18 protein-coding genes are annotated in these 23,348 nt (G+C 61.0%); 6 read left to right on the forward strand and 12 right to left on the reverse strand.

The genetic code is table 11. From position 1 onward, the window contains the following. Window position 1: 1 nt before the first annotated feature. Complete coding sequence (locus P5706_RS31100; RefSeq protein ID WP_200430510.1) at window positions 2-814, reverse strand: HDOD domain-containing protein; 813 nt, start codon at window positions 812-814, stop codon at window positions 2-4. Between the two features lie 284 nt (window positions 815-1,098). Between P5706_RS31100 and P5706_RS31105 the strand changes: the two genes are divergently transcribed. Then, complete coding sequence (locus P5706_RS31105) at window positions 1,099-2,295, forward strand: class I SAM-dependent rRNA methyltransferase (protein WP_003213799.1); 1,197 nt, start codon at window positions 1,099-1,101, stop codon at window positions 2,293-2,295. A 203-nt stretch (window positions 2,296-2,498) separates the two neighbouring features. Then, complete coding sequence (locus P5706_RS31110) at window positions 2,499-3,662, forward strand: MFS transporter (RefSeq protein WP_285684227.1); 1,164 nt, start codon at window positions 2,499-2,501, stop codon at window positions 3,660-3,662. Between the two features lie 73 nt (window positions 3,663-3,735). Here the strand turns inward: P5706_RS31110 and P5706_RS31115 are convergent, their stop codons facing one another. Then, on the reverse strand, window positions 3,736-5,073 hold the full coding sequence (locus tag P5706_RS31115; RefSeq protein ID WP_285684229.1) for a DUF4153 domain-containing protein: 1,338 nt from the start codon (window positions 5,071-5,073) through the stop codon (window positions 3,736-3,738). 390 nt (window positions 5,074-5,463) lie between these two features. Here P5706_RS31115 and ilvD point away from each other — a divergent pair, with 390 nt between their 5' ends. Then, a complete protein-coding gene (gene ilvD, locus P5706_RS31120; protein WP_285684232.1) occupies window positions 5,464-7,305 on the forward strand; it encodes a dihydroxy-acid dehydratase in 1,842 nt (613 codons plus the stop codon). A gap of 243 nt (window positions 7,306-7,548) precedes the next feature. Here the strand turns inward: ilvD and P5706_RS31125 are convergent, their stop codons facing one another. Further along, window positions 7,549-8,607 (reverse strand): HAD family hydrolase, encoded by a 1,059-nt coding sequence (locus P5706_RS31125; RefSeq protein ID WP_017139480.1) that lies wholly within the window; start codon window positions 8,605-8,607, stop codon window positions 7,549-7,551. Between the two features lie 241 nt (window positions 8,608-8,848). Between P5706_RS31125 and P5706_RS31130 the strand changes: the two genes are divergently transcribed. Further along, window positions 8,849-10,240 carry an L-cystine transporter gene (locus P5706_RS31130; protein ID WP_285684235.1) on the forward strand — a complete coding sequence of 464 codons (1,392 nt, stop codon included), beginning with the start codon at window positions 8,849-8,851 and terminating at the stop codon, window positions 10,238-10,240. Window positions 10,241-10,361: 121 nt separating this feature from the next. On the opposite strand, the gene P5706_RS31135 is transcribed toward P5706_RS31130, so the two are convergent. Beyond that, on the reverse strand, window positions 10,362-10,874 hold the full coding sequence (locus P5706_RS31135; RefSeq protein ID WP_200430459.1) for a dihydrofolate reductase: 513 nt from the start codon (window positions 10,872-10,874) through the stop codon (window positions 10,362-10,364). Window positions 10,875-10,943: 69 nt separating this feature from the next. Between P5706_RS31135 and P5706_RS31140 the strand changes: the two genes are divergently transcribed. Beyond that, window positions 10,944-12,323 carry a DUF2868 domain-containing protein gene (locus P5706_RS31140; protein ID WP_285684237.1) on the forward strand — a complete coding sequence of 460 codons (1,380 nt, stop codon included), beginning with the start codon at window positions 10,944-10,946 and terminating at the stop codon, window positions 12,321-12,323. Further along, window positions 12,316-13,683 (forward strand): DUF3482 domain-containing protein, encoded by a 1,368-nt coding sequence (locus P5706_RS31145; protein WP_285684239.1) that lies wholly within the window; start codon window positions 12,316-12,318, stop codon window positions 13,681-13,683. Before P5706_RS31140 ends, P5706_RS31145 begins: the two co-directional genes overlap by 8 nt. A 5-nt stretch (window positions 13,684-13,688) precedes the next feature. Here P5706_RS31145 and P5706_RS31150 read toward each other — a convergent pair whose 3' ends face one another. From P5706_RS31150 to P5706_RS31185, 8 genes are all read right to left on the reverse strand, one after another. Continuing rightward, the gene (locus tag P5706_RS31150) at window positions 13,689-14,234 is read right to left on the reverse strand and encodes a hypothetical protein (RefSeq protein ID WP_285684240.1); all 546 of its coding nucleotides are present in this window, start codon (window positions 14,232-14,234) and stop codon (window positions 13,689-13,691) included. A gap of 92 nt (window positions 14,235-14,326) precedes the next feature. Beyond that, window positions 14,327-14,881 carry a phosphonate degradation HD-domain oxygenase gene (locus P5706_RS31155; protein ID WP_285684945.1) on the reverse strand — a complete coding sequence of 185 codons (555 nt, stop codon included), beginning with the start codon at window positions 14,879-14,881 and terminating at the stop codon, window positions 14,327-14,329. Continuing rightward, on the reverse strand, window positions 14,881-16,008 hold the full coding sequence (locus P5706_RS31160) for a TIGR03364 family FAD-dependent oxidoreductase (RefSeq protein WP_285684242.1): 1,128 nt from the start codon (window positions 16,006-16,008) through the stop codon (window positions 14,881-14,883). Before P5706_RS31160 ends, P5706_RS31155 begins: the two co-directional genes overlap by 1 nt. A gap of 136 nt (window positions 16,009-16,144) precedes the next feature. Then, the gene (locus P5706_RS31165; RefSeq protein ID WP_138813431.1) at window positions 16,145-17,170 is read right to left on the reverse strand and encodes a putative 2-aminoethylphosphonate ABC transporter substrate-binding protein; all 1,026 of its coding nucleotides are present in this window, start codon (window positions 17,168-17,170) and stop codon (window positions 16,145-16,147) included. Between the two features lie 22 nt (window positions 17,171-17,192). Then, window positions 17,193-18,917, reverse strand: a complete 1,725-nt coding sequence (locus tag P5706_RS31170; RefSeq protein ID WP_200430465.1) for a putative 2-aminoethylphosphonate ABC transporter permease subunit — start codon at window positions 18,915-18,917, stop codon at window positions 17,193-17,195. A gap of 1 nt (window position 18,918) precedes the next feature. Beyond that, window positions 18,919-19,983: a putative 2-aminoethylphosphonate ABC transporter ATP-binding protein gene (locus P5706_RS31175; protein WP_058422030.1), complete on the reverse strand. Its 1,065-nt coding sequence runs from the start codon at window positions 19,981-19,983 to the stop codon at window positions 18,919-18,921. Between the two features lie 135 nt (window positions 19,984-20,118). Next, window positions 20,119-20,982 (reverse strand): LysR family transcriptional regulator, encoded by an 864-nt coding sequence (locus P5706_RS31180; RefSeq protein WP_285684248.1) that lies wholly within the window; start codon window positions 20,980-20,982, stop codon window positions 20,119-20,121. Between the two features lie 16 nt (window positions 20,983-20,998). Continuing rightward, entirely contained in the window at window positions 20,999-23,311 is a 2,313-nt protein-coding gene (locus P5706_RS31185; RefSeq protein ID WP_285684250.1) for a heavy metal translocating P-type ATPase, read from the reverse strand. Between the last annotated feature and the right edge of the window lie 37 nt (window positions 23,312-23,348).

Below are 23,348 nucleotides of genomic sequence, written 5' to 3' on the forward strand. Positions count from 1 at the left end.
GTCAGTGGGCGCCCAGTTCGCGAATGGACAGCTTCAGGCTTTCAAAGTCGTAGTCCGACAGGCCTACGTAATCCAGCACCAGATGGCCGATGGCATCCCACTCATGGTCCGCCGACTGGTTGCCCAGCACGCGGTAGGACGAGCAGATGTGCTCGGCCATCTTGAGGATCGCCAACAGGTTTTTAAGTTGCGGGTTGCGCGACGACTCATCGCTGAAAATCGCCAAGGCGTTGTGGTGGTTGGCGATGGCGTCGGTGACATGCTCCGGCAGGCGCCAGGATTTAGCGGTGTAGTAGCCGACCACGGCGTGGTTGGTGTTGAACGCGTTGTTCTCGGTGTCGACCACACGGCAATCCGGGCCGGCATTCGCGTAAGCCTGCTCCAGCACCGCCATGTAGTTGGGGAAGCGCTTGAGCATCAACGGCACGCCGCAGTCGTGGAACAGGCCCAAGGCATAGGCTTCGTCGACCGTTTGCGAGCCGGTACGCTTGGCCAGGGTAAGGCACGTCATGGCCACGTCCTGGGCGGTGTCCCAGAAGCGGTTGAGGGTGACGATGGTGTCGTCGCTCATCTCGCCCTTGATCGACTGCGCGTTGATCAGGTTGATGATCGAGCGGCTGCCCAGCAGGTTCACCGCGCGCTGGATCGAGGCGATCTTGTTGCTAAGGCCGTAATAGGGCGAGTTGACGATCTTCAGCAGCGCGCCGGACAGGCCTGGGTCCTGGGAGATCAACCGCGCGATCACTTCCAGGTCCGGGTCGGGCATGTACTGCTCCATCTGCAAATCCACCATGATTTGCGGTTGAGGCGGCACGCTGATGCCTTGCAGGGCCTGTTGGATCTGCTCGGCGGAAAGCTCTGGGGACATAAATACACACTCTGGACTAGGCGCGAATTCTAACCTTTATGGGAAGCTGACCGACACCTCAAAACCGGTTTGAATGTGGGCTCTGGGCTTGTGTGGGAGCTGGCTTGCCTGCGATTGCATTACCACCGTACGTCAGATACACCGAGTCGCCTGCATCGCAGGCAAGCCAGCTCCCACATGAATAACGGCGCAACAGGGTATACTCCCGCTCTTTTTTCCGGAGCGACGTCATGTCCCTGCCAAGCCTGCGTCTCAAAGCCAACGCCGATCGTCGTTTGCGCAACGGCCACCTGTGGGTCTACAGCAACGAAATCGACGTGGCCGCCACCCCACTTCACGGCTTCCAGGCAGGCGACCAGGCTATCCTGGAAGCGGCCGGCGGCAAGACTTTGGGCATCGTGGCCATGAGCCCGAACAACCTGATTTGCGCACGCCTGCTGTCGCGCGACATCAAGTTGCCATTGGATAAATCGCTGCTGGTGCACCGCATCAACGTCGCCCTGTCCCTGCGTGACCGCCTGTTCGACAAGCCGTTCTACCGCCTGGTCTACGGTGATTCCGACCTGTTGCCGGGCCTGGTGGTCGACCGTTTCGGCGACATCCTGGTGGTACAGATCGCCTCGGCGACCATGGAAGCGCATAAAGAAGACGTGATCGCCGCCCTGACCCAAGTGCTCAAGCCAAGCGGCATCCTGTTCAAGAACGACTCCGCCGCACGCGATGCCGAAGGCCTCAACCGCTACGTCGAAACCGTGTTCGGCCTGGTGCCGGAGTGGGTCGCGCTGGAAGAAAACGGCGTGAAATTCGAAGCCCCGGTGATCCAGGGCCAGAAAACCGGCTGGTTCTACGACCACCGTATGAACCGCGCCCGCCTGGCCCCCTACGCCAAAGGCAAACGTGTACTCGACCTGTACAGCTATATCGGCGGCTGGGGCGTGCAAGCTGCAGCGTTCGGTGCCAGTGAAGTGTTCTGCGTCGACGCCTCGGCCTTCGCCCTCGACGGCGTAGAACGCAACGCCGCGCTGAACGGTGTTGCCGAGAAGATGACCTGCATCGAAGGCGACGTGTTCGAAGCCCTCAAGGAACTCAAAGCCAGCGAAGAACGCTTCGACGTGATCGTCGCCGACCCACCGGCCTTCATCAAACGCAAAAAAGACATGAAAAACGGTGAAGGCGCCTACCGCCGCCTGAACGAGCAAGCCATGCGCCTGCTCAGCAAGGACGGCATCCTGGTCAGCGCCTCCTGCTCGATGCACCTGCCGGAAGACGACCTGCAAAACATCCTGCTGACCAGCGCCCGTCACCTGGACCGCAATATCCAGATGCTCGAACGCGGCGGCCAGGGCCCGGACCATCCGGTGCACCCGGCGATTGCCGAGACGCGCTATATCAAGAGCATTACGTGCCGGTTGCTGCCTAATAGCTAAGTAACACGCAGATCAAATGTGGGAGCTGGCTTGCCTGCGATAGCGGTGGGCCTGTTGACGAGTTTGTTGACTGACACTCAGCCATCGCGGCCAAGCCCGCTCCCACATTTTTCCGACACAAACCGTCCTTCAACGGTTTTGATTGAATTCCACATTTCGCAGACTAGTATCGGTTTCTGGAATTACTCCGGAAAACAAAAACAATGTCTGGGCTCCACCTCTCCCGTTTCATCCTCATTACCTGCATTTCCCTGATCAGTTTCTTCCCGATCAACATTCTGCTGCCCTCTTTTCCCGCGCTGGCTGCCAGGTTCGACACACCTACCGCAGAAATCGCACTGTCGATCAGTCTGTTCACGCTGGTGTTTTCAATTTCCCAATTGATTGCAGGCCCGCTGTCGGATAAATGGGGCCGCAAGGAAGTGCTGATCGGCTGCATTACGCTGTCGATCCTCGGCGCGATGGGTTGCGCGTTCGCGTCGGACTACCTGACCTTCCTGTTGTTTCGCAGCGTACAGGCCATGGGTTGCGGCTTTTTCGTATTGGGCCATGCGCTGGTCGAAGACCTGTTCGAAGAACAGGACCGCGCCCGCGTGCGTCTTTACTACATGACCCTGAGCGGCTCGTTTGTGGCGCTCTCGCCGCTGATCGGCTCCTGGCTGCAAACCACCTTCGACTGGCAAGGCAGCTTCTACGGCTTTGCGTTGATGGCGCTGGGCATGCTGATTCACGCCTTCTGCATTCTGCCTTCCAAATCAGCCAGCCCACACCGTGCGCCGGTGTCGATCATCGGCACATTAAAAGCCGTCGCAGCCAACCGAGATTTCCTGCGTTACTGGTGGATCGCCGCGTTGGTATTTGCCTGTTACTTCGCGCTGATTAGCGTGACACCGCTGATCTTCATGGATACGTTGAAGCTCTCGGAATACCAATATGCCCTGGTGCTGATGGTGTACGGCATCGCCTATCTACTGGGTGGCGTGGCGGCATCGCACTTGCAAAAACGTATCTCGCTGCCCCGGCAAATCAACATCGGCCTCGGATTACTGCTCGTCGCGGGTATATTGCTCATGCTGATCATCAGCTTTGAAGCCATCAGCACCGTGACGCTGCTTATCCCCATGTTGATCAGCGCTCTGGCCGTCACCCTGGTTCGACCGGCCGCCATCTCCGCGGCGATGCTGCTGTTCTCAAGCAGCGCCGGCACTGCGGCGTCCGCAGGTAACAGCATCATGTTCCTCACCGCCGCTGTCAGCAGTGCGGCACTGGCCCAAGCCGGCGGTCATTTGCTTATGACAATCGCCTTAAGTTTTATCGGACTCAGCCTGTGGGCAATACTGACAAACAGACGCGCCGGACGCCGCTAGGGTTCACCCATCAAGGGAGCTAACCGCCCATCGCTGGATCGCACCGGCCCATCACGCGGCTTGGCCAATGAGCCTACTCCCTCGAGTCCGGGCCGAAAAAACTCAGTTCAGTGGCGCCCACTTTCTCGCGCAAGACGCTGCGCGCCTCCGGATTCAAAATGTTCTCTTGCTGCAAGTCTGCCTGCAACTTGGCAAAAGCCTCCTCGCCGGCATTCTGCAGACCAAAACGCAGGTAGTGCATATCAAAGGCTTCGGCGTTGGTACGCCCGTCGAGCAAGCGCCGTATTTGATCGTCGACACTGAGTTGCACCGGATTAAGGAGCGGCGTATTCATCAGCACCAACAGTGCAGCAAACAGTAGGGCCAGTATCGGGTTAGTCGCACGCAAGTTGCGCAGCCAAACCGGCGAGCGCAAAACCATCGCCCACACCGCCGCCAACCCATACACACCACACAGCCCCCCAAGTAGTAGTGCGATAAAGCGGTGCGGTGACAAGCCGTATTGCTCAACCCTTAACCAGCTCGAATAAACCGCCAATGCAGCAAGAATCGGCAAACACAGCAAGCTTGCCCCAATACAGCGCCTTAGCCATTGAGGGTATGGCCCGGGTCGGCCGCCCGCCTGGAACGCTCCATTGACAAGGCACAACTGGACACCGGCCAACAGCAGCAAAGCCGGTGTTGCATAGCCCGTTGCCCATATAGGCTTGAGCCCGCTGAAAGGTAGCGCCAAAATCAACAACACACTGATCAGCGCAACCAGAGGCAGCAATAGTCGGCAGGCTCCAAACAACATACTGCGTATCTGGTCGACAACGTTCTCGTTGAACACCCCCAAGTGCATGCCCAGGGCGAATACCAGCGGGAGGCTGATGCACAAGAACAGCTCGCTCCAAAACAAGTGTTCAAACCCTTCGCTGCCCACCATCAGGAACAACCGGTTCCAGAACATGAGCAGCAGCAGAAAAACGCCCACCAGGATCAAGGCAAACAGCACGATGAGCACGCTGTTCCAGGCGTGCCGGGACACATCTTCATACCGCCAGAGCTGCCCCCTGGCCGAAGACCGGGCCAGTAAAAACCCGGCACTGATACAACTGAGCAACACCAGGCAGATGTACCAGAAATAAATCACCCAGCGGCCGTTCCCTAGCGCTTCGGCGCTGTAGCTGACCCACAACGTTATGCCACCCACCAACGTGGTAAACACCAGCACAGGCAGCAGAGCCCGCCATTGCGAGGCTCTTATCCCCAGCAACTGCCACATCGTGCCACCCACCCAGATCACGGCATACACGACAAAAATCAGCGTATTGCTGAGGCGATTGAACTGCTCGGAGTAGTAGAACACGAGCCCTTGGAGCAAGCCGATCAGCAGATAAACGCCTGTAAAACGATTGATGCCTGACATTCAAAGTCCTTTGCGACGAAGCACTGGCCGAGGCCTGCGGGTTTCGAAGAGCATCTTTGATGCCCGATATTGCCCGCAATAGGCCCCCATCGACTGGCTAAGGTGAATAATCTGATACCGACAGACGGGTTAATAATCGTCAGCAACCCGATCCGGCGCTCTCACCTGGCCATTCCCTCCCGCCACCAGCGGTGTAGAATCGACGCTATTCATCGCCAGTCATCCCCCGGCGGGTTTATGAGCTCGAGGCCCAAGCAAGCGGCGATCCCGCGACGCGAGTGGCAACTTTTGGACACACGGCCATTTTCTGAGTGTTCCAGACGTCAATAGAAGCTCACTCCCCAGTAGTACCTGATTAGTAGTTACCTGATTAGCCGCCCGGAGTGCTCCATGCCAGATTACCGCTCGAAAACATCCACCCACGGCCGCAACATGGCCGGCGCGCGCGCATTGTGGCGTGCCACGGGGATGAAGGATGACGACTTCAAAAAGCCGATCATCGCGATTGCCAACTCGTTTACCCAGTTCGTACCGGGCCACGTCCACCTCAAGGACCTCGGCCAGCTGGTCGCCCGCGAAATCGAACGCGCCGGCGGTGTAGCGAAAGAATTCAACACCATCGCCGTGGACGACGGCATCGCCATGGGCCATGACGGCATGCTGTATTCCCTGCCGAGCCGCGAGATCATCGCCGACTCCGTGGAATACATGGTCAACGCCCACTGCGCCGACGCCATTGTGTGCATCTCCAACTGCGACAAAATCACCCCCGGCATGCTGATGGCCGCCCTGCGCCTGAACGTCCCGGTGATTTTCGTCTCCGGCGGCCCGATGGAAGCCGGCAAAACCAAGCTCGCCTCCCACGGCCTCGACCTGGTCGACGCCATGGTCATCGCCGCCGATTCCAGCGCTTCTGACGAGAAGGTTGCGGAATACGAGCGCAGCGCCTGCCCGACCTGCGGTTCGTGCTCAGGCATGTTCACCGCCAACTCGATGAACTGCCTGGTCGAAGCCCTGGGCCTGGCCTTGCCGGGCAACGGTTCCACGCTGGCCACCCACAGTGACCGCGAGCAGCTGTTCCTGCAGGCCGGCCGCACCATCGTCGAGCTGTGCAAGCGCTACTACCACGACAACGATGAGTCGGTATTGCCGCGCAACATCGCCAACTTCAAGGCGTTCGAAAACGCCATGACGCTGGACATCGCCATGGGCGGTTCCACCAACACCATCCTGCACTTGCTGGCTGCAGCCCAGGAAGCCGAGATCGATTTCGACCTGCGCGACATCGACCGTCTGTCGCGCCACGTGCCGCAGCTGTGCAAAGTCGCGCCGAACATCCAGAAGTACCACATGGAAGACGTGCACCGCGCCGGCGGGATCTTCTCGATCCTCGGTTCGCTGGCCCGTGGTGGCCTGCTGCACACCGACCTGCCGACCGTGCACAGCAAAACCCTGGCCGAAGGCATCGCCAAGTGGGACATCACCCAGACTGACGACGAAGCCGTTCACACCTTCTTCAAAGCCGGCCCGGCGGGCATTCCGACGCAAACCGCGTTCAGCCAGTCGACCCGCTATGAAACCCTGGATGACGACCGTGAAAACGGCTGCATCCGCAGTGTCGAGCACGCCTACTCGCAAGAAGGCGGCCTGGCCGTGCTGTACGGCAACATTGCGCTGGATGGCTGCGTGGTGAAAACCGCCGGTGTGGATGAATCCATCCACGTCTTTGAAGGCCGCGCCAAGATCTACGAAAGCCAGGACAGCTCGGTTCGCGGCATCCTCGCCGACGAAGTAAAAGAAGGCGACATCGTGATCATCCGCTACGAAGGCCCTAAAGGCGGCCCGGGTATGCAGGAGATGCTCTACCCGACGTCCTACCTGAAGTCCAAAGGCCTGGGCAAAGCCTGCGCCTTGCTGACCGATGGTCGCTTCTCCGGGGGTACTTCGGGCCTGTCCATCGGCCACGCCTCGCCGGAAGCCGCTGCCGGCGGCGCGATCGGTCTGGTACAGGATGGCGACAAGGTGCTGATCGACATTCCGAACCGCTCGATCAATCTGTTGATCAGCGACGAAGAACTGGCTGCACGCCGGGTCGAGCAGGACAAGAAAGGCTGGAAGCCGGTGGAGAAGCGTCCGCGCAAAGTCACCACCGCGCTGAAGGCTTATGCCCTGCTGGCCACCAGCGCCGACAAAGGTGCTGTGCGTAACAAGGCGATGCTTGAAGGTCTGTAAGCCCCGCGCATAAAAATGCCCCGCCATGTGCGGGGCATTTTTTTGTCTGAATAAAACTCCCCCAGACAACAGCGATCAACTGTGGGAGCTGGCTTGCCTGCGATGGCGGTGGGCCAGCCGACTCATGTATGGCCTGGCACACTGCTTTCGCGAGCAAGCCCGCTCCCACACTTGACCGAGTTCCAACATGAGCATGCGGTCGAATGTGGGAGCGGGCTTGCTCGCGAAGCAGGCGCCTCGGTATTACTGAATTTCGTCAGGTTTCACGATCACCCAGTTCTTGTCCGCCGTCACCGGCAGCCCTTCCTTGGCCTGCGCCGCCGCGTGCTTGGCCATCATGCCGTTGAGCTGAGTCATGTATTTGTCCTTGCGGTTGATCCACAAGTGAATGCCGCCCTTGGCCACATCCACATCGTGGAACAGCATGTAACCGTCGCTGGTCGGTGTATCACCGCCGACGATCACCGGTTTTTTCCACTCGTCGATGTAGGTCAGGATCGCTGCGTGCTTACCGGCCATCCAGGTTGCCGGTGTCCATAAGTACGGCGTGAGTTCCAGGCCAAGGTTGGCCTTCTCGTCGTATTTGCCCGCAGTGATCTGCTTACGCGCCGTGGTCAGCTCGCCAGTCTTGCGGTCCTTGAGCAGGGTGCTCACGCCAATCACGTTCTCGGGTTTGACGTTGTAGCCGTACTTCGGATCGGCGGCGACCATGCGCACCAACTCCTCGGAGGCGGCGGTCATCACATATACCTCGATGCCGTTTTCCATCAGCTTGTTGTACAGCTCGGCCTGGCCGGTGAAGACTTTCGGCGGCTGCACCTCAGACTTCTTCACCACGTCGCCTTCAAAGTAGGTGACCGGCACCGGCTTGCCGGAAGCCATCAGCTCGTCCACCTGGACCTTGAGTTCCTTGAGGGTGAAGCCCGAGAAAATCTGCGCAACCCATGGGTAGCAGACCATGTCGTCGACTTCGCAAAGACGGTAGTAGTAGCTGAACAGGCTTTCCTTGTGGTCGGCGGTGTCCTTGAACGGCATCAGCTTCAGCGACGGGTCCATGCTCTCGCGGGTGATCAGGCCCTTGTTTTCCATGTAGGGTAACAAGGACTCTTCGAGGTCGTAGCGGTAACTGGTGTTGTCCATGTCGAACACCGCGAAGTTACCCTTGTTGGCATTCGCGGCAATCATCTTGTTCAGTTGCTCGGCGGCAGGCGCCGGCCAGTGTTTCAACTCGGTGGCGGCAAATGCCTGGCTGACGAGGCCGAGGCAGAAGGCGGCGGCAAGTAGTTTTGGCGCGAGCTTCATAAGCGTTTTCTCCCTGAGTGAAAGACATCGACGCTAACAAATCTGTATGACAGTTATCGCCCGAGCACGACCGCTTGCGTCGTGATAACGCCAAGGGCATGTGCCTGAGCGTCAAATGCTTATTCCAAAAACGACAGTCGCAATTCCATATTGGTATTAAATCAATATATTTCAAACTGTTAGGCTTCCCGGTTCGCAATCGCAGGCTCACGCGATTGGCTGCCTTCTCAACGGAGCTTCAATGAATCTGCCCCTGATTCTCAACTTACTGGTGTTCGTGGCCCTGTTGCTGGGCCTAGCACAAACCCGTCACACGAACTGGAGCCTCGCCAAGAAGGTGCTGTTTGCACTCGTATTGGGCGTGGTGTTCGGCACGGTGTTGCACACCATTTATGGCGACGACAACCCGGTGCTAAAGGCCTCGATCAGTTGGTTTGATCTGGTCGGCAATGGCTACGTGCAACTGCTGCAAATGATCGTGATCCCGCTGGTGTTCGCCTCGATCCTCAGTGCTGTGGCGCGCCTGCACAACGCCTCGTCCCTGGGCAAGATCAGCTTCCTGACCATCGGCACGCTGCTGTTCACCACCGCGATTGCGGCGCTGATCGGTATCGGCCTGACCAATCTGTTCGGCCTTACCGCCGAAGGTCTGGTGGCGGGCACCCAGGAGATGGCACGCCTGCATGTGATCCAGAGTGATTACGCCGGCAAGGTGGCCGACCTGAATATCCCGCAGTTGCTGCTGTCATTTGTGCCGGCCAACCCGTTTGCCGACCTGGCGCGCGCCAAGCCGACGTCGATCATCAGCGTGGTGATTTTCGCTGCATTCCTGGGGGTTGCCGCACTGCAACTGCTCAAGGATGACGTGGAAAAAGGCCAGAAAGTGCTCAACGCCATCGACACCCTGCAAGCCTGGGTGATGCGCCTGGTGCGCCTGGTGATGAAGCTGACGCCGTACGGCGTGCTGGCCCTGATGACCAAAGTGGTCGCCGGCTCCAACCTGCAAGACATCATCAAGCTCGGCAGCTTTGTGGTGGTTTCGTACCTGGCGCTGGGCCTGATGTTTGTGGTGCATGGCCTGTTGCTGTCGCTGGCCGGGATCAACCCGCTGCGGTTCTTCCGCAAGGTGTGGCCGGTGCTGACGTTTGCCTTCACCAGCCGCTCCAGCGCAGCGGCCATTCCGCTGAGCATTGAAGCGCAGACCCGTCGTCTGGGCATTCCGCAATCCATCGCCGGGTTTGCCGCCTCGTTTGGCGCCACCATCGGCCAGAACGGTTGCGCCGGTCTCTACCCGGCCATGCTGGCGGTAATGGTTGCACCGACCGTGGGCATCAACCCGCTGGATCCGCTGTGGATCGCGACGCTGGTGGCGATTGTGACCTTGAGTTCGGCCGGTGTGGCAGGCGTGGGCGGCGGTGCAACCTTCGCCGCGCTGATCGTGCTGCCGGCGATGGGCTTGCCGGTGTCACTGGTGGCGCTGCTGATTTCCGTGGAGCCGTTGATCGACATGGGCCGCACGGCGTTGAACGTGAACGGTTCGATGACGGCCGGGGCGATTACCAGCCAGGTCATGGGCCAGACGGATAAAGCGCTGCTGGATGCCGATGAGCATGCTGAGTTAGCGCAGGTTTAACACTGCCTCTGTGGCGAGGGAGCTTGCTCCCGCTGGGCTGCGTAGCGGCCCTAGAATCTTGGGGAGCGCTTCGCTCTCCAGCGGGAGCAAGCTCCCTCGCCACATTAAGCGCGCCAGATCTTTAGGCTTTTTCCCATACTTCGAAGTTGTAGGCAGGCTTATCGCCTTCAGCCAGGTTCTCGACGTTCGACACCAGCTTCCACTGGTTCAAATCAAACTCCGGAAACCACGCATCGCCTTCCGGGCTCAACGCCACCCGCGTCAAATACAGGCGGTCCGCCTGCTCCAGCCCCTGCGTATACAGCTGCGCACCGCCGATCAGCATCAGCTCATCCACGCCCTGTTCCAGCGCCCAGGCTTCAGCCCGCTCAACCGCCGCGTCCAGTGACGGAAAAACTTCCGCACCTTCGAGCGCCAAGCCGGTCTGACGGCTGACCACAATGTTCAAGCGCCCCGGCAACGGTCGGCCCAGGGAATCCCAGGTCTTGCGCCCCATGATGATCGGCTTGCCGAGCGTGGTGGCCTTGAAATATTTAAAATCCCCCGGCAAATGCCAGGGCATGCTGTTGTCGACGCCGATCACGCGGTTTTCACCGAGGGCTGCGATCAGGCTTAAAGGGAGAGTTTTTTTCATGCCGACGAGAATACCAGAGCCACGAGTCTGCGGTTATGCTCCAAGCTCACTTGCTCAACAGGACGGCGCGTGACTGCACTGAACCCGCTGCACACACTCTGGCTGACCGAAACCGTGCGCCTGCGCGAAGAACACGCAGGCCCTTTGGAGGACCTGGAAGCCAACCGCCTGGCGCGCACGGCCGGTGGCGATTTGCCGACGCGCATCCAGCAGCGTGCCCTGCACCTGGCCGAGCGCGATGGGCTGACTGCCGCCCTCACCCGCTGGCTGCAAGGCGCTCGTTTGGCGTTGGTGCTGCTGGCGGTGGTCGCGGTTATCAGTGGCGCCGGGCTGGCCTTTGCCGCCTTGGGTAATGGCCTGACGCCGGTAAACGTGTTCTGGGCCTTGGGCAGCCTGCTCGGCTTGAACCTGATCCTGTTAATCAGCTGGGCCTTGGGCTTGCTGTTTGCCGGTGAACACAGCGCCAGCCTCGGGCGACTGTGGTTGTGGCTCAGCGAAAAGCTTGCCCGCGATGCCAAAGCCGCGCAATTGGCGCCAGCCTTGCTGCTGTTGTTGCAGCGCCAGAAACTCAATCGTTGGGCCGTGGGTGTGCTGGTCAACAGCCTGTGGTTGCTGGCGCTGCTCAGCGCCATGGTGATTCTGCTGACACTGCTGGCCACGCGGCGTTACGGTTTTGTGTGGGAAACCACCATCCTCGGCGCCGATACCTTTGTTGCCGTGACCCAAGCCCTCGGCAGCCTGCCCGCCTTGCTGGGCTTTAATGTGCCGACGGTGGAGATGATCCGCGCCAGCGGCGACTCGGCCCTGAATATCGAAAGCGCCCGCCAAGCCTGGGCCGCGTGGCTGGTAGGCGTGCTGCTGGTGTACGGCCTGCTGCCCAGATTGCTCCTCGCCCTGCTGTGCCTGTGGCGCTGGAAACGCGGGCGCGCTGCGTTGCGCCTGGACTTCAACCTGCCCGGCTACAGCCAACTGCGCGAACGTCTGACGCCGAGCAGTGAACGGCTGGGCGTCAACGACGCCGCGCCCGAACAACTGCACCACATCACCGGCGGCATCAGCGAGCTGGAAAGCAACGGCGCCCTGCTGGTGGCCATCGAACTCGACGATCAGCACCCGTGGCCGCCCAAGCTGCCGAGCAGCGTCAAGAACGCCGGCATCCTCGACAGCCGTGAGTCGCGCCACAAACTGCTGGAACAACTCACGCGCTTCCCGCCCGCACGCCTGGCCATCGCCTGTGACCCGCGCCGCTCGCCGGATCGCGGCAGCCTGGCGTTGATCGCCGAGCTGGCCCGCAGCGCCACCGCCACCCGCGTATGGCTGTTGCAGGCGCCACCCGGCCAGGCGCTGGACGCCGAGCGCCTGGGCGACTGGCACGCCGCGCTGCAACAGCTGGAGCTGCCTTTCGCCGACTGTGCGCCGCTGAACTGGCTGGAGACCGGTCATGACTAAACCGCTGAAGCTCGCCGTGGTCGGCCACACCAATGTCGGCAAGACCTCGCTGCTGCGCACGTTGACCCGTGATGTGGGCTTTGGCGAAGTCTCCCATCGCCCCAGCACCACCCGCCATGTCGAAGGCGCGCGCCTGTCGGTCGATGGCGAAGCCTTGCTGGAGTTGTACGACACGCCCGGCCTGGAAGATACCATCGCCCTGCTCGATTACCTCGAACGCCTGGACCGACCCGGCGAACGCCTCGATGGTCCGGCTCGCCTGGCGCGGTTCCTGGAAGGCAGCGAAGCCCGCCAGCGTTTCGAACAGGAAGCCAAAGTGCTGCGCCAACTGCTGGCCTCGGACGCCGGTTTGTATGTGATCGACGCCCGCGAACCAGTGCTGGCCAAGTACCGCGACGAGCTGCAAGTGCTGGCCAGTTGCGGCAAGCCATTACTGCCGGTGCTCAACTTCGTCAGCAGCAGCGACCACCGCGAGCCGGACTGGCGCGAAGCCCTGGCCCGCCTCGGCCTGCATGCGCTGGTGCGCTTCGACAGCGTGGCGCCGCCGGAAGATGGCGAACGCCGCTTGTATGAAAGCCTGGCACTGCTGCTGGAAAACTCACGGCCGCAATTGGAACGCCTGATCCTCGATCAGCAAGCTCATCGCCAGGCCCGCCAGCAAAGCGCCGTACGCTTGATCGCCGAATTGTTGATCGACTGCGCCGCATGCCGGCGCAGCGTGGTCACCGAGGATGAACAGCAAGCCATCAGCGACTTGCGCAAGGCTGTGCGCCAGCGCGAGCAAAAGTGTGTGGAAGCGTTGCTCAAACTGTTCGGCTTCCGCCCGCAGGACGCCGCCGCCAGCGACTTGCCGCTGTTGGACGGCCGCTGGGGCGATGACCTGTTCAACCCCGAAACCCTTAAACAACTCGGCGTTCGGGTCGGCGGCGGGATCGCCGCAGGCGCGGCAGCCGGTGCGGGTGTGGACCTGCTGGTCGGCGGTCTCACCCTCGGCGCCGCCGCCATTGCCGGTGCCATTGCCGGTGGCGCGCTGCAAACCGCACGCAGCTACGGCAGCCGCCTGCTGGGCAAGATCAAGGGCCAGCGCGAGCTGACCGTCGACGACAGCGTTTTACGCCTGCTCGCCCTGCGCCAACGTCAACTGCTCAAGGCCCTGAACCTGCGCGGCCATGCGGCGATGCACAGCATCAAGGTTGACACGCCGCAGGACAAAACCTGGCGCGAAGGCAAGCTGCCGGATCCGCTGCATAAGGCGCGCGCTCATCCGCAATGGTCGTCGCTCAACCCTCACGCCAGGTTGAGTCAGGCCGAGCGCCAAGAACAGATCGAGATCTTGGCTGCACGCCTTGGTGATAGGTAACGCAGTTACACCTCATACCATGCCAAAGCCAGGAAGGCCGTGCAGAGCGAGCGGGTCAATTCCTTATCGGCCTTGTTGGCCATCCCGCTACGGTCGATATCGCTGTTGGTAAATGACTCCAACACGCCATCGCTGTCACCGTCATAGGCAGCGGCCGTGTAGATCAACGACGTTTTGCCTCCCGACGCACTGATTTCAAAGAAGTCGAGCTTGACCGCATTTGGCCGTTTGGTTTTGCCGAAATGGTCGACATACAGGACCAGCGATCGCTGCGATTGGCCCTCTGCGTTAAACCAGTTGAGCTTCAAGCAGCTATTGGCAAAGGCCCCAAGCTTGCGTATATCCAGGTCCAATGCTTCGAGGTGGGCGTGAGGATTCAGATCGCCCAACTGCAAAAAATCCACCTCACCATCAGCTGTCGTATCCACACCGATGAACTCGTAAATCATTTCATCCGGGCAGTCGGCGTGATGTTGATAAAACTGCAGGACGACGGTATCAGCGGGGCCATGGCAGCTCTTGCTCTGAGCGATAGTTTTTAAATAGCGCATCGGCGTTGCTCCTTAAGTTGAAGAAGCAAGCACCTTATTGACGTAGCAAGCAGTGTTCCAGATGGCGCATCTGCGTTTCGCGTAAGGCCTGTCTACGCAACTAGTAGCCTTGAAGCCTTGGCTTTGAGTATTTGCAAATCCAGCAGCGGCACGTGCATTTCCTTAGCCTGTTCATCCCAATGGCGCATGCGCAAACTGACGGCGCAAAGCGGGTCTTGTTCAAAGGCGCGCGCCTCTTCGGCTGTCATCACACCACCTTGGTAACCCAGCGTACGGCGGCTGGCTTCGCTCAAGCGCGCGTAGTAGTCCGGCTGACTGAAGGTCAGGTAGCGCTTGGCCTGCACGTGATACTCCACCAACTTGGCCATGCGCTCGCTGAAACCTGCGCGGCGTAGATAATCCGCGCCCAGGCGCTCGTGGCTGACCACGCCATAACCGCCCATGTTCTCGCCGCCCTGGCCGCAGAGATGCCCTATGTCGTGGAAAAACGCCGCCAGCACCACTTCATCGTCGAAGCCCTCGGCCATGGCCAACTGCGCAGCCTGGGACATATGTTCGATCTGCGACACCGGCTCACCGATGTAATCGGCCGCGCCGTGCTGTTCGTATAAGCCGAAGACTTCGGCGATGGTCTGTTCCGGGTTCATCATGCACTTCCCCACAATGCTGTGATATTTCGCTCGGCCATCGCCGGGCCAACGCTCATGCCTACGCCGGAGTGCATCAACGCCGCGCTCACGCCCGGCGCCGCACGCAGGAATGAAAACGGCGCCGGGCCGCGAGAGCCATACACACCTTGCCAGCGTTCCACTACCTGGATTTTGCAGCCCAGCGTCTGCTCCGCCAACTCGATCAGCCAGTCATCGACTTGCTCGGCATTGAACGGCGATGCGTCGCTGCCGTAGTCATGGGAGTCGCCGATGATCAGCTCGCCCTGCGGTGTCGGACTGATCAGTAAGTGAATCCCATGCTCTTGCAAATGCGGCGCTTCGCGCAAGATCTGCGCCTGCACCGGCGCAGCTTCCGGCAGGTCGGCAAACGCGCCGTAGTGCACGCAACTGAGGCCCGTGAGCAATGCGTGTTGCAGGTTCAGGTTGAGCGCAGGCCGGGCGCGCAGCATTTGCAGGCGACAGATGCTCGGGTTGAGCCCGGCCATCGAATCGGCCAACAAGGTTTGGTAGTCATGACCGGAGCACACAATGACCTGCTCACCGCGAAAGCTGCCCGCGGTGGTGTGTACCTGGCCAGGCTCAACGTCGCGCACCAGGGTGGAGAAATAGAACTGCACCTTCAATTCCTGGGCCAGATAATTGATCAGCGCCGGAATCGCTTCGCGCGAATACAGTTGCTGATCATCCTTGCCATGCAGCGCGGCACGGTGATGGCGAAACTGGCCGCCGTACAGATCTTTCATCGCCGCGCCTTGCAGCAGCTCGACGTTGTAGTCGTGTTCTTGCGCCCGGCCAGCGCAGAAGGCTTCCAGCAGATGTTCTTCGGCTTCGGTGCGGGCGAACAGGTAGGAGCCGTTGCGCTTGAGCTGCAAGCCCGCCACCTTTGCCCATTGGCCCCAGATATCACGGCTTTCCCGTGCCAGGTCGAGCATCGGCCCTGGGGGTTGGCCGGTGACCAGTGCCTGGCCGAAGTTGCGCACGGAGGCGCCCAGCGGTGTGGCGCTGCGCTCGAAGACCTTGACCTTGAGGCCGCGTTTGGCGGCGGCGTAGGCGTGGGACAGCCCGAGGATGCCGGCGCCGATGATTAACAGATCGCTACTCATGTGTTCCTCTCGTTCCCACGCTCTGCGTGGGAATGCATCCAGTGACGCTTTGCGTCACGACTTCCATGAGCGGACGCGGAGCGTCCAGGGCGGCATTCCCACGCGGAGCGTGGGAACGATCATCAAAACGAAAACCTTACTGACCCGCTACCTTCTCGGACTTGCCGTCATAGCGCTTGCGCCATTCAGTCAGGATGCTGTCGCGGTTTTTCGAGGCCCAGGCGAAGTCGTTCTTGATCAGGCGCTGTTCGTAGTCAGCCGGCAATTCGGTCTGCGGCTTGGCGATACCCGGCTGGGCGAGGACGGCGAAGTTGTCCTTGTACAGCTCCATCGCAGCGGGGCTGGCGGAGAAGTCAGCGAGTTTCTTCGCCGCATCGGCGTGGCTGGTGCCCTTGATCACGGCAGTCGCTTCGATGTCCCAGCCCAGGCCTTCTTTGGGCAGGATGATGTCCAGCGGCGCGCCTTGGCGTTTGAGCTGCACGGCCGGGTATTCAAACGAAATACCAATCGGGAATTCCCCGGAAGCCGCGAGCTTGCACGGCTTGGAGCCGGAGTGAACGTACTGGCCGATGTTCTGGTGCAGGTCATCCATGTACTGCCAGCCCTGCTTCTCGCCGAAGGTCTGCAGCCAGGCGCTCACATCCAGAAAGCCGGTGCCGGACGACGCCGGATTCGGCATCACGATCTTGCCCTTGTACTCAGGCTTGGTCAGGTCTTGCCAGCTCACCGGCTTGGTCAGGCCTTGTTTCTCGGCTTCGACGGTGTTGAAACAAATGGTCGCAGCCCACACGTCCATGCCGACCCAGGCCGGAGGGTTGGCGGCGTCGCGGTAGTTTTTGCCGATCTTGTCCAAGTCCTTGGGCGCGTAGTTATCCAGCATGCCCTGCTGGTCGAGAATCGCCAGGCTGGAGGCAGCCAGCCCCCACACCACATCCGCCTGCGGGCGGGCTTTTTCAGCCAGCAGCTTGGCGGTGATGATACCGGTGGAGTCACGCACCCACTTGATGTCGATATCCGGGTTGGCTTTTTCGAAGGCCTGCTTGTAGGTCTTCAACTGCTCGGCTTCGAGGGCCGTGTACACCGTTAACTCGGTTTTAGCGGCAAAGGCATTCAGGCTGAATGCGCTGAGCAAAGCAGCGGCCAGGGCCAAGGGCTTGAACATGAAGCACCTCCTTCAGGGATTTTTATTGGCCGGGCGCGGTTTGGCGCCAGGCTTGGGAGCGGCGCAAGGCGCCACGTGAGGCCCACGCCAGCAGCAGCGAGACGCCGGCCGACGTGAACAGGATCAGGGTCGACATGGCCGCGGCGCCGCCCACATTGCCGGCGTCGTCCATGTTCAACACGGCGACGGCGGCAAGGATGGTGTCGGGGCTGTAGAGGAAGATTGCGGCGGACACGGTGGTCATCGCCGACACAAACAGATAGCGCACGATGTCCAGCAACGCCGGCAGGCAGATCGGCACGGTGACGCGCAGATAGTGGCGGTACAGCGGTGCCTTCAGAGACAGCGCAGCGGCTTCGAACTCGGCATCCAGTTGGCGCAACGCGGTGGTTGCGGTCATTTGCGCGGTGGTCAGGTAGTGCGCAATGGTGCATACCACCAGCAACGTCATGGTGCCGTAGAACACGTGCAGCGGGTTGCCGTTGAGGTTGAAGAAGAACACGTAACCCAGGCCCAGCACCAAGCCGGGCACGGCCATCGGCACAAAACTGAGCATGCGCAGCGCCAGGTTCAGGCCTTTCTGGCCCTTGGTCTTTTCCATCAGGTAGGCGCCGGTGAAGATCAGTACGCTACCGATCAGCGCGGTGCACAGCGCCATGGTCAGGCTGTTGCGATACGCCAGCCAGCCGCCGCCGGCGGTGTCTTCAAACTGGTAGTGATTGAGCGATAAAGACAGGTTGTACGGCCAGAACTTCACCAGCGAGGAGTACACCGCCATGCCGAACACCAGCAGCAACACGGCGCAAATCAACAGCACAATCGCCAGGTAGCAGCCATCCCGTAAGCGCGACGGCGCCGGTTGGAACACCTGGGCGCGGCCGCTCATGGCGTCACCATGACGGCGGCGCAGCCAGGCATCCACAGCAAAGCTGAACAGCGCCGGCAGCAACAACACCATGCCGATCAAGGCGCCGCGACCGAACTGTTGCTGGCCGACCACCGCCTTGTAGGCTTCCAGCGCCAATACCTGATAATCGCCACCCACCACCACGGGCACGCCGAAGTCGGTGATGGTCAGGGTGAACACCAGGCAAAACGCCGCGAATACCGCCTGACGCGTGGCCGGCCAGGTAATACTGCGAAACGCTCGGGCCGGGCTGGCGCCCATGCTGGAGGCGGCATCGAACAGGCGCGCATCCGCCAGGGACAGCGCCGACAGCAGAATCATCAAGGCGTGTGGGAAGGTGTAGATCACTTCACCCAGCACAATGCCCCAGAAGCCGTAGATATTGTCCGAGAGCAAACCACGCAACATGCCCTGGTTGCCGAACAGATAGACCAGCGCAATACCCGGCAACATCGACGGGGCCATCAATGGCAGCAGTGACAGGCCGCGCCAGATCGGCTTGCCGGGGATCAGCGTGCGTTGCAGTGCGTAGGCAAACAGGTAGGCCAGCGGTACGACGATGGCCGCCACGCTGAGGGAAACTTTCAGGCTATTGCCCAACAGCCAATGGAAGTTTTCGCTGGTTACCAGCTCCCGCGCCGCGACCAGCCCGCCGCCCTGCCCGGCTTCGCTGCTGAAGCCGCGCCAGAAGATCGCCAGCAACGGCAACAACACCGCCATGCCCAGCAGGAGTAACCAAAGCAGCTTGCCGCCGACAACAAAAATGCGGTCGCCAAGCTCAGCGCGGGAAACCTGACGAGCCACGTGGTCGGGTATCGGCAGACTCATATCAGCAGCCATCTCAGGCAAACACCTGCAGGCTGCGCGGCGGCAAAGCCACCCAGATATCCTGCGCGCCCAGGCGCGGCATGGCTTCGGGGGCCAGTTCGGCCAACAGCGGGTGGCCAGGCAATTGCTCCAGCTCAAAGCTCATGCGGCAGCGGTTGCCGAGGAAGGTTATTTCGCGGACCTTGGCCGGGAACAGGTTTTCTTCATGCACCAGCGGGTTGACGCTGATGGCTTCCGGGCGGCAGAACAAGCGGCCGGACCTGGCCTTGCTGGCGCTGTCATCCAGGCGCATGTGCAAGCCGCCGACCTGGGCATGGCTGTCACTGCTGCGGCTGAACGGCAGCCAGTTGCCCTGGCCGACAAACTCCGCCACGAACGGCGTGGCCGGGCGGTCGTAAATTTCCTGAGGCGTGGCGTACTGCTCGACCTTACCGTTGTTCATCACGGCGATGCGGTCGGCCATCAGCATGGCCTCGTCCTGGTTGTGGGTGACCATCAGCGTGGTAATGCCCAGGCGCCGCTGCAATTGGCGCAGCTCGGTACACAGATGCTCGCGCACACGGGCGTCGAGGGCCGACATGGGCTCATCCAGCAGCAGCAATGACGGCGCCGGTGCCAGGGCGCGAGCCAGGGCGACGCGCTGTTGTTGGCCGCCGGAGAGTTGGCCGGGGTATTTTTTTTCGCTGCCGACCAAGCCGACCAGTTCAAGCATCTGCCCGACACGCTTGCGCACTTCGTCGCGACCACTGCCGGTGAGGCCGTAGCCGATGTTCGCTTCGACGGTCAGGTTGGGAAACAGCGCGTAGGACTGGAACAGAATGCCGTAGTCCCGCGCCTGCGGCGGCAGCAGGGACACATCGCGGTTGCCCAGGTAAAGCTCACCGCTGTCCTGGCGCTCCAGGCCGGCGATGCAGCGCAGCAAGGTGGTCTTGCCGCAGCCGGACGGGCCTAGCAGGCACACCAGCTCGCCGGCAGCGACTTCCAGGGACACGTTGTCCAGCGCGGTGAAGGCGCCGAAGCGTTTCTGGATACCGCGCACCTTCATTGGCGCGCCGGGTTGGGTCAGGGCTGTGTTCATGCAAGGCACCTCATCAAACTGATGAAGGTCATGCTAGGCGGGCAATGCGTCCCTCTTGTGGCAGAAAGGCAAAAGGCAGTGATAGTGGTATTGGTGGATTTGTGTAGGACCGGCTCCCCTTGTGGCGCGACACGATCAGAGTGGCGACATTTCCTGCGCCAACCCCAGAAACGCCGCCGGCAACCGCGCGCCTTTGCGCTCTTTGAGGCAGTACAAATACTCGGGAATCTGCGGTGCATTCTCGATGGTCAGCACCCGCAGTTGCGGGTCATGGGGCACTTCCTGGCGGGCGATGATGCTGATGCCGATATTGCGCAGCACCGCTTCACGAATCGACTCACGGCTGCCGATTTCCAGTAACGGCCCGTAACTCACGCCAGCGCCGTGCAACATATCTTCAGTCAGCCGTCGCGTGGTGGAACCGGCCTCGCGCATCAGCAAGGTGTGCCCGGCCAGCGCGCTCAGCGGCACATGCTCAAGCTTGGCCAGGGGATGATTGCGATGCACCGCCAGCACCAGCGGGTCGGTGCCCAGCACGCGACGGATCAGGCGTGGGTCTTCGAGCAGTTGCGAGGAGGCCGCGACATCGACGCGATAATCGTCCAGCGCCTCGAGCACCTGTTGGGAATTGCCGATTTCCACCGAGACGTCCACATGGGGCAGGCGTTCACGAAAGGCTTTGACCAGATCAAGGATGTAGTACGGCGCCGTGGCGGCAATCCTCAAGGCGCCCTGGACCTGGCCAGTATTGCGCAGGAAAAACTCGATATCGGCTTCCTGCTGCAACAGCACCTTGACCATCGGCAGCAAGCGCGCGCCGTCGTCGCTGACAGTGAGGCGCCGCCCGCCGCGGTAGAACAGTTCAACGCCGTATTGGCTTTCCAGGTTGCGAATCTGGGTAGTGACGGTGGGCTGGCTCAAGCCGAGTTTTTTCGCCGCCTGGGTAATGCTGCCCAGGCGGGCGACCATAAAAAACGCCTTTAACTCAGCACTCAGCACACCGCCCTCTCATCCTCTATTTGCGCAACAGGCGCAGACCATTGAACACCACCAGCAGGCTTACGCCCATGTCCGCGAACACCGCCATCCACATGGTCGCCATGCCCAAGAAGGTGACCGCCAGGAAGATCGCCTTGATCACCAACGCCAGGGCGATGTTCTGCTTGAGGATACTCGACGTTTGCCGCGACAGACGAATGAATGCCGGAATCTTGCGCAGATCATCGTCCATCAACGCCACGTCAGCGGTCTCGATCGCCGTGTCGGTGCCGGCTGCGGCCATGGCAAAGCCGATTTCGGCGCGGGCCAGGGCCGGAGCGTCGTTGATGCCGTCGCCGACCATGCCCACCCGGTGGCCTTGGCCGTAGAGGGTTTCGATGGCTTGCAGCTTGTCGGTGGGCAGCAGGTCGCCCTGGGCCTGATCGATGCCAACCTGCGCCGCAATCGCCTGGGCGGTGTGGGTGTTGTCACCGGTGAGCATCAGGGTCTTGATGCCCAGTTCGTGCAGTTGCTGGATAGCTTCGCGGCTGCTGTCTTTTACCGTGTCGGCCACGGCGAACAACGCCAGCGGCCCGGACTTGTCGAGCAGCAGTACCACGGACTTGCCTTGTTTTTCCAGGGCGAACAGCTTTTCTTCCAACGCCGGCGAGCACAGGCCCAGGTCTTCCACCAGACGGTGGTTGCCCAAGTGGTAGGTTTCGCCATTGATGTCGCCACGCACACCGCGACCGGCCAGCGCCTCGAAGTTATCCACAACGTGGCTTGGCAGATTTTTATCCACAGCTGCCTTGGCGATGGCCAGCGACACCGGGTGGTCGGAGCGCCCGGCCAGGCTGGCCGCCAGGGCGGGTGCGCTGTCTTCGACGTTGGGGAACAGCGCCAGGTAATCGGTTTGCACCGGTTTGCCGTGGGTGATGGTGCCGGTCTTGTCGAGGGCCAGGTAGTCGAGCTTGTAACCGCCCTCCAGGTACACGCCGCCCTTGATCAGGATGCCTTTGCGCGCCGCAGCCGCCAGGCCGCTGACGATGGTCACCGGGGTGGAAATCACCAGGGCGCATGGGCACGCGACCACCAGCAATACGAGGGCGCGGTAGATCCAGTCGAACCACACGCCGGCCATGAACAGCGGCGGGATAATCGCCACGCCCAAGGCAAACAGGAAGACTGCCGGGGTGTAGATCTTCGAGAAGCTGTCGACAAAGCGCTGGGTCGGCGCCCGTGCGCCCTGGGCCTGCTCCACCGCGTGAATGATGCGCGCCAGGGTCGAATTGTTGGCCGCTGCGGTGACCTTGTATTCAAGGGAACCGGCCTGGTTGATGGTGCCGGCGAAGACTTTATCGCCCACGGTCTTTTCAATCGGCAGGCTTTCGCCGGTGATCGGCGCCTGATCGATGGTGGATTGACCGGCGGTGACTTCACCGTCCAGGCCAATGCGTTCGCCGGGTTTTACCCGCACGATAGCGCCCAATTCAATGCTTTTTACTTCCTGTTCGAGCCACGAACCGTCGGCCTGCTGCACCGTAGCCTGTTCCGGCGTCATCTGCATCAAGCCGCTGATGGCGTTACGCGCACGGTCCAGAGACTTGGCTTCGATCAGCTCAGCCACCGTGAACAAGAACATCACCATGGCCGCTTCCGGCCACTGGCCGATCAGGATCGCGCCGGTCACCGCGATGCTCATCAGCGCGTTGATGTTCAGGTTGAGGTTTTTCAGGGCGATCCAGCCCTTCTTATAGGTGGTGAGGCCGCCGCTGAGGATCGACACCAGCGCCACCAGGGCAATCACCCAGGTCGGTGCCACACCCGTAAAATGCAGCACCTCGGCGCCCAACGCGCCTACGCCGGACACCGCCAACGGCCACCAATGCTTCTTGGCAGGCGGCGCGGCAGCAGGCGTCCCCTCTTCTATAGGGTCGGCCTGCATGCCGATGGATTTGATCGCCGCGATGATCGGCGCAGTGCTCGGCAGGTCATGGGTGACGCCGAGGATGCGGTTGATCAAGTTGAATTCCAGCTGCTGCACACCGGCGAGCTTGCCCAGTTTGTTCTGGATCAGCGTCTGCTCGGTGGGGCAGTCCATGGCCTCGATGCGAAAGGTGCTCAGGCGCGAGCCGGCCGTCGGCGCTTCGTCCAGCGTGACCACAGCAGGCGCTGCCTTGCTGGAACAGCAGGAATCGCCATGGCTGCCATGCTCATGCTTTTTGACCGGCGTCAGCTTGGCGCCGTGGTCGTGTCCATGTTCGTGGCTATGGTCATGAGCATGGTCATGAGCATGAGCATGATCGTGCGGGTGATCATGTTTTTTCGGGGTGTGGATGGAATCGCTCATTCTGTCGCGTCCGTAAAGGTGCCTGTTGCCAAGTAAA

The sequence above is a fragment of the Pseudomonas sp. ChxA genome, assembly GCF_030263855.1.
In the GTDB taxonomy this organism is placed as follows: domain Bacteria; phylum Pseudomonadota; class Gammaproteobacteria; order Pseudomonadales; family Pseudomonadaceae; genus Aquipseudomonas; species Aquipseudomonas fluorescens_CB.

Coding starts and splice junctions, on each gene's coding strand:
- P5706_RS31105 (WP_003213799.1), top strand. CDS start 1,099: ATGTCCCTGCCAAGCCTGCGTCTCAAAGCCAACGCCGATCGTCGTTTG.
- P5706_RS31110 (WP_285684227.1), top strand. CDS start 2,499: ATGTCTGGGCTCCACCTCTCCCGTTTCATCCTCATTACCTGCATTTCC.
- P5706_RS31115 (WP_285684229.1), bottom strand. CDS start 5,073: ATGTCAGGCATCAATCGTTTTACAGGCGTTTATCTGCTGATCGGCTTG.
- ilvD (WP_285684232.1), top strand. CDS start 5,464: ATGCCAGATTACCGCTCGAAAACATCCACCCACGGCCGCAACATGGCC.
- P5706_RS31125 (WP_017139480.1), bottom strand. CDS start 8,607: ATGAAGCTCGCGCCAAAACTACTTGCCGCCGCCTTCTGCCTCGGCCTC.
- P5706_RS31130 (WP_285684235.1), top strand. CDS start 8,849: ATGAATCTGCCCCTGATTCTCAACTTACTGGTGTTCGTGGCCCTGTTG.
- P5706_RS31135 (WP_200430459.1), bottom strand. CDS start 10,874: ATGAAAAAAACTCTCCCTTTAAGCCTGATCGCAGCCCTCGGTGAAAAC.
- P5706_RS31145 (WP_285684239.1), top strand. CDS start 12,316: ATGACTAAACCGCTGAAGCTCGCCGTGGTCGGCCACACCAATGTCGGC.
- P5706_RS31150 (WP_285684240.1), bottom strand. CDS start 14,234: ATGCGCTATTTAAAAACTATCGCTCAGAGCAAGAGCTGCCATGGCCCC.
- P5706_RS31155 (WP_285684945.1), bottom strand. CDS start 14,881: ATGAACCCGGAACAGACCATCGCCGAAGTCTTCGGCTTATACGAACAG.
- P5706_RS31160 (WP_285684242.1), bottom strand. CDS start 16,008: ATGAGTAGCGATCTGTTAATCATCGGCGCCGGCATCCTCGGGCTGTCC.
- P5706_RS31165 (WP_138813431.1), bottom strand. CDS start 17,170: ATGTTCAAGCCCTTGGCCCTGGCCGCTGCTTTGCTCAGCGCATTCAGC.
- P5706_RS31170 (WP_200430465.1), bottom strand. CDS start 18,917: ATGGCTGCTGATATGAGTCTGCCGATACCCGACCACGTGGCTCGTCAG.
- P5706_RS31175 (WP_058422030.1), bottom strand. CDS start 19,983: ATGAACACAGCCCTGACCCAACCCGGCGCGCCAATGAAGGTGCGCGGT.
- P5706_RS31185 (WP_285684250.1), bottom strand. CDS start 23,311: ATGAGCGATTCCATCCACACCCCGAAAAAACATGATCACCCGCACGAT.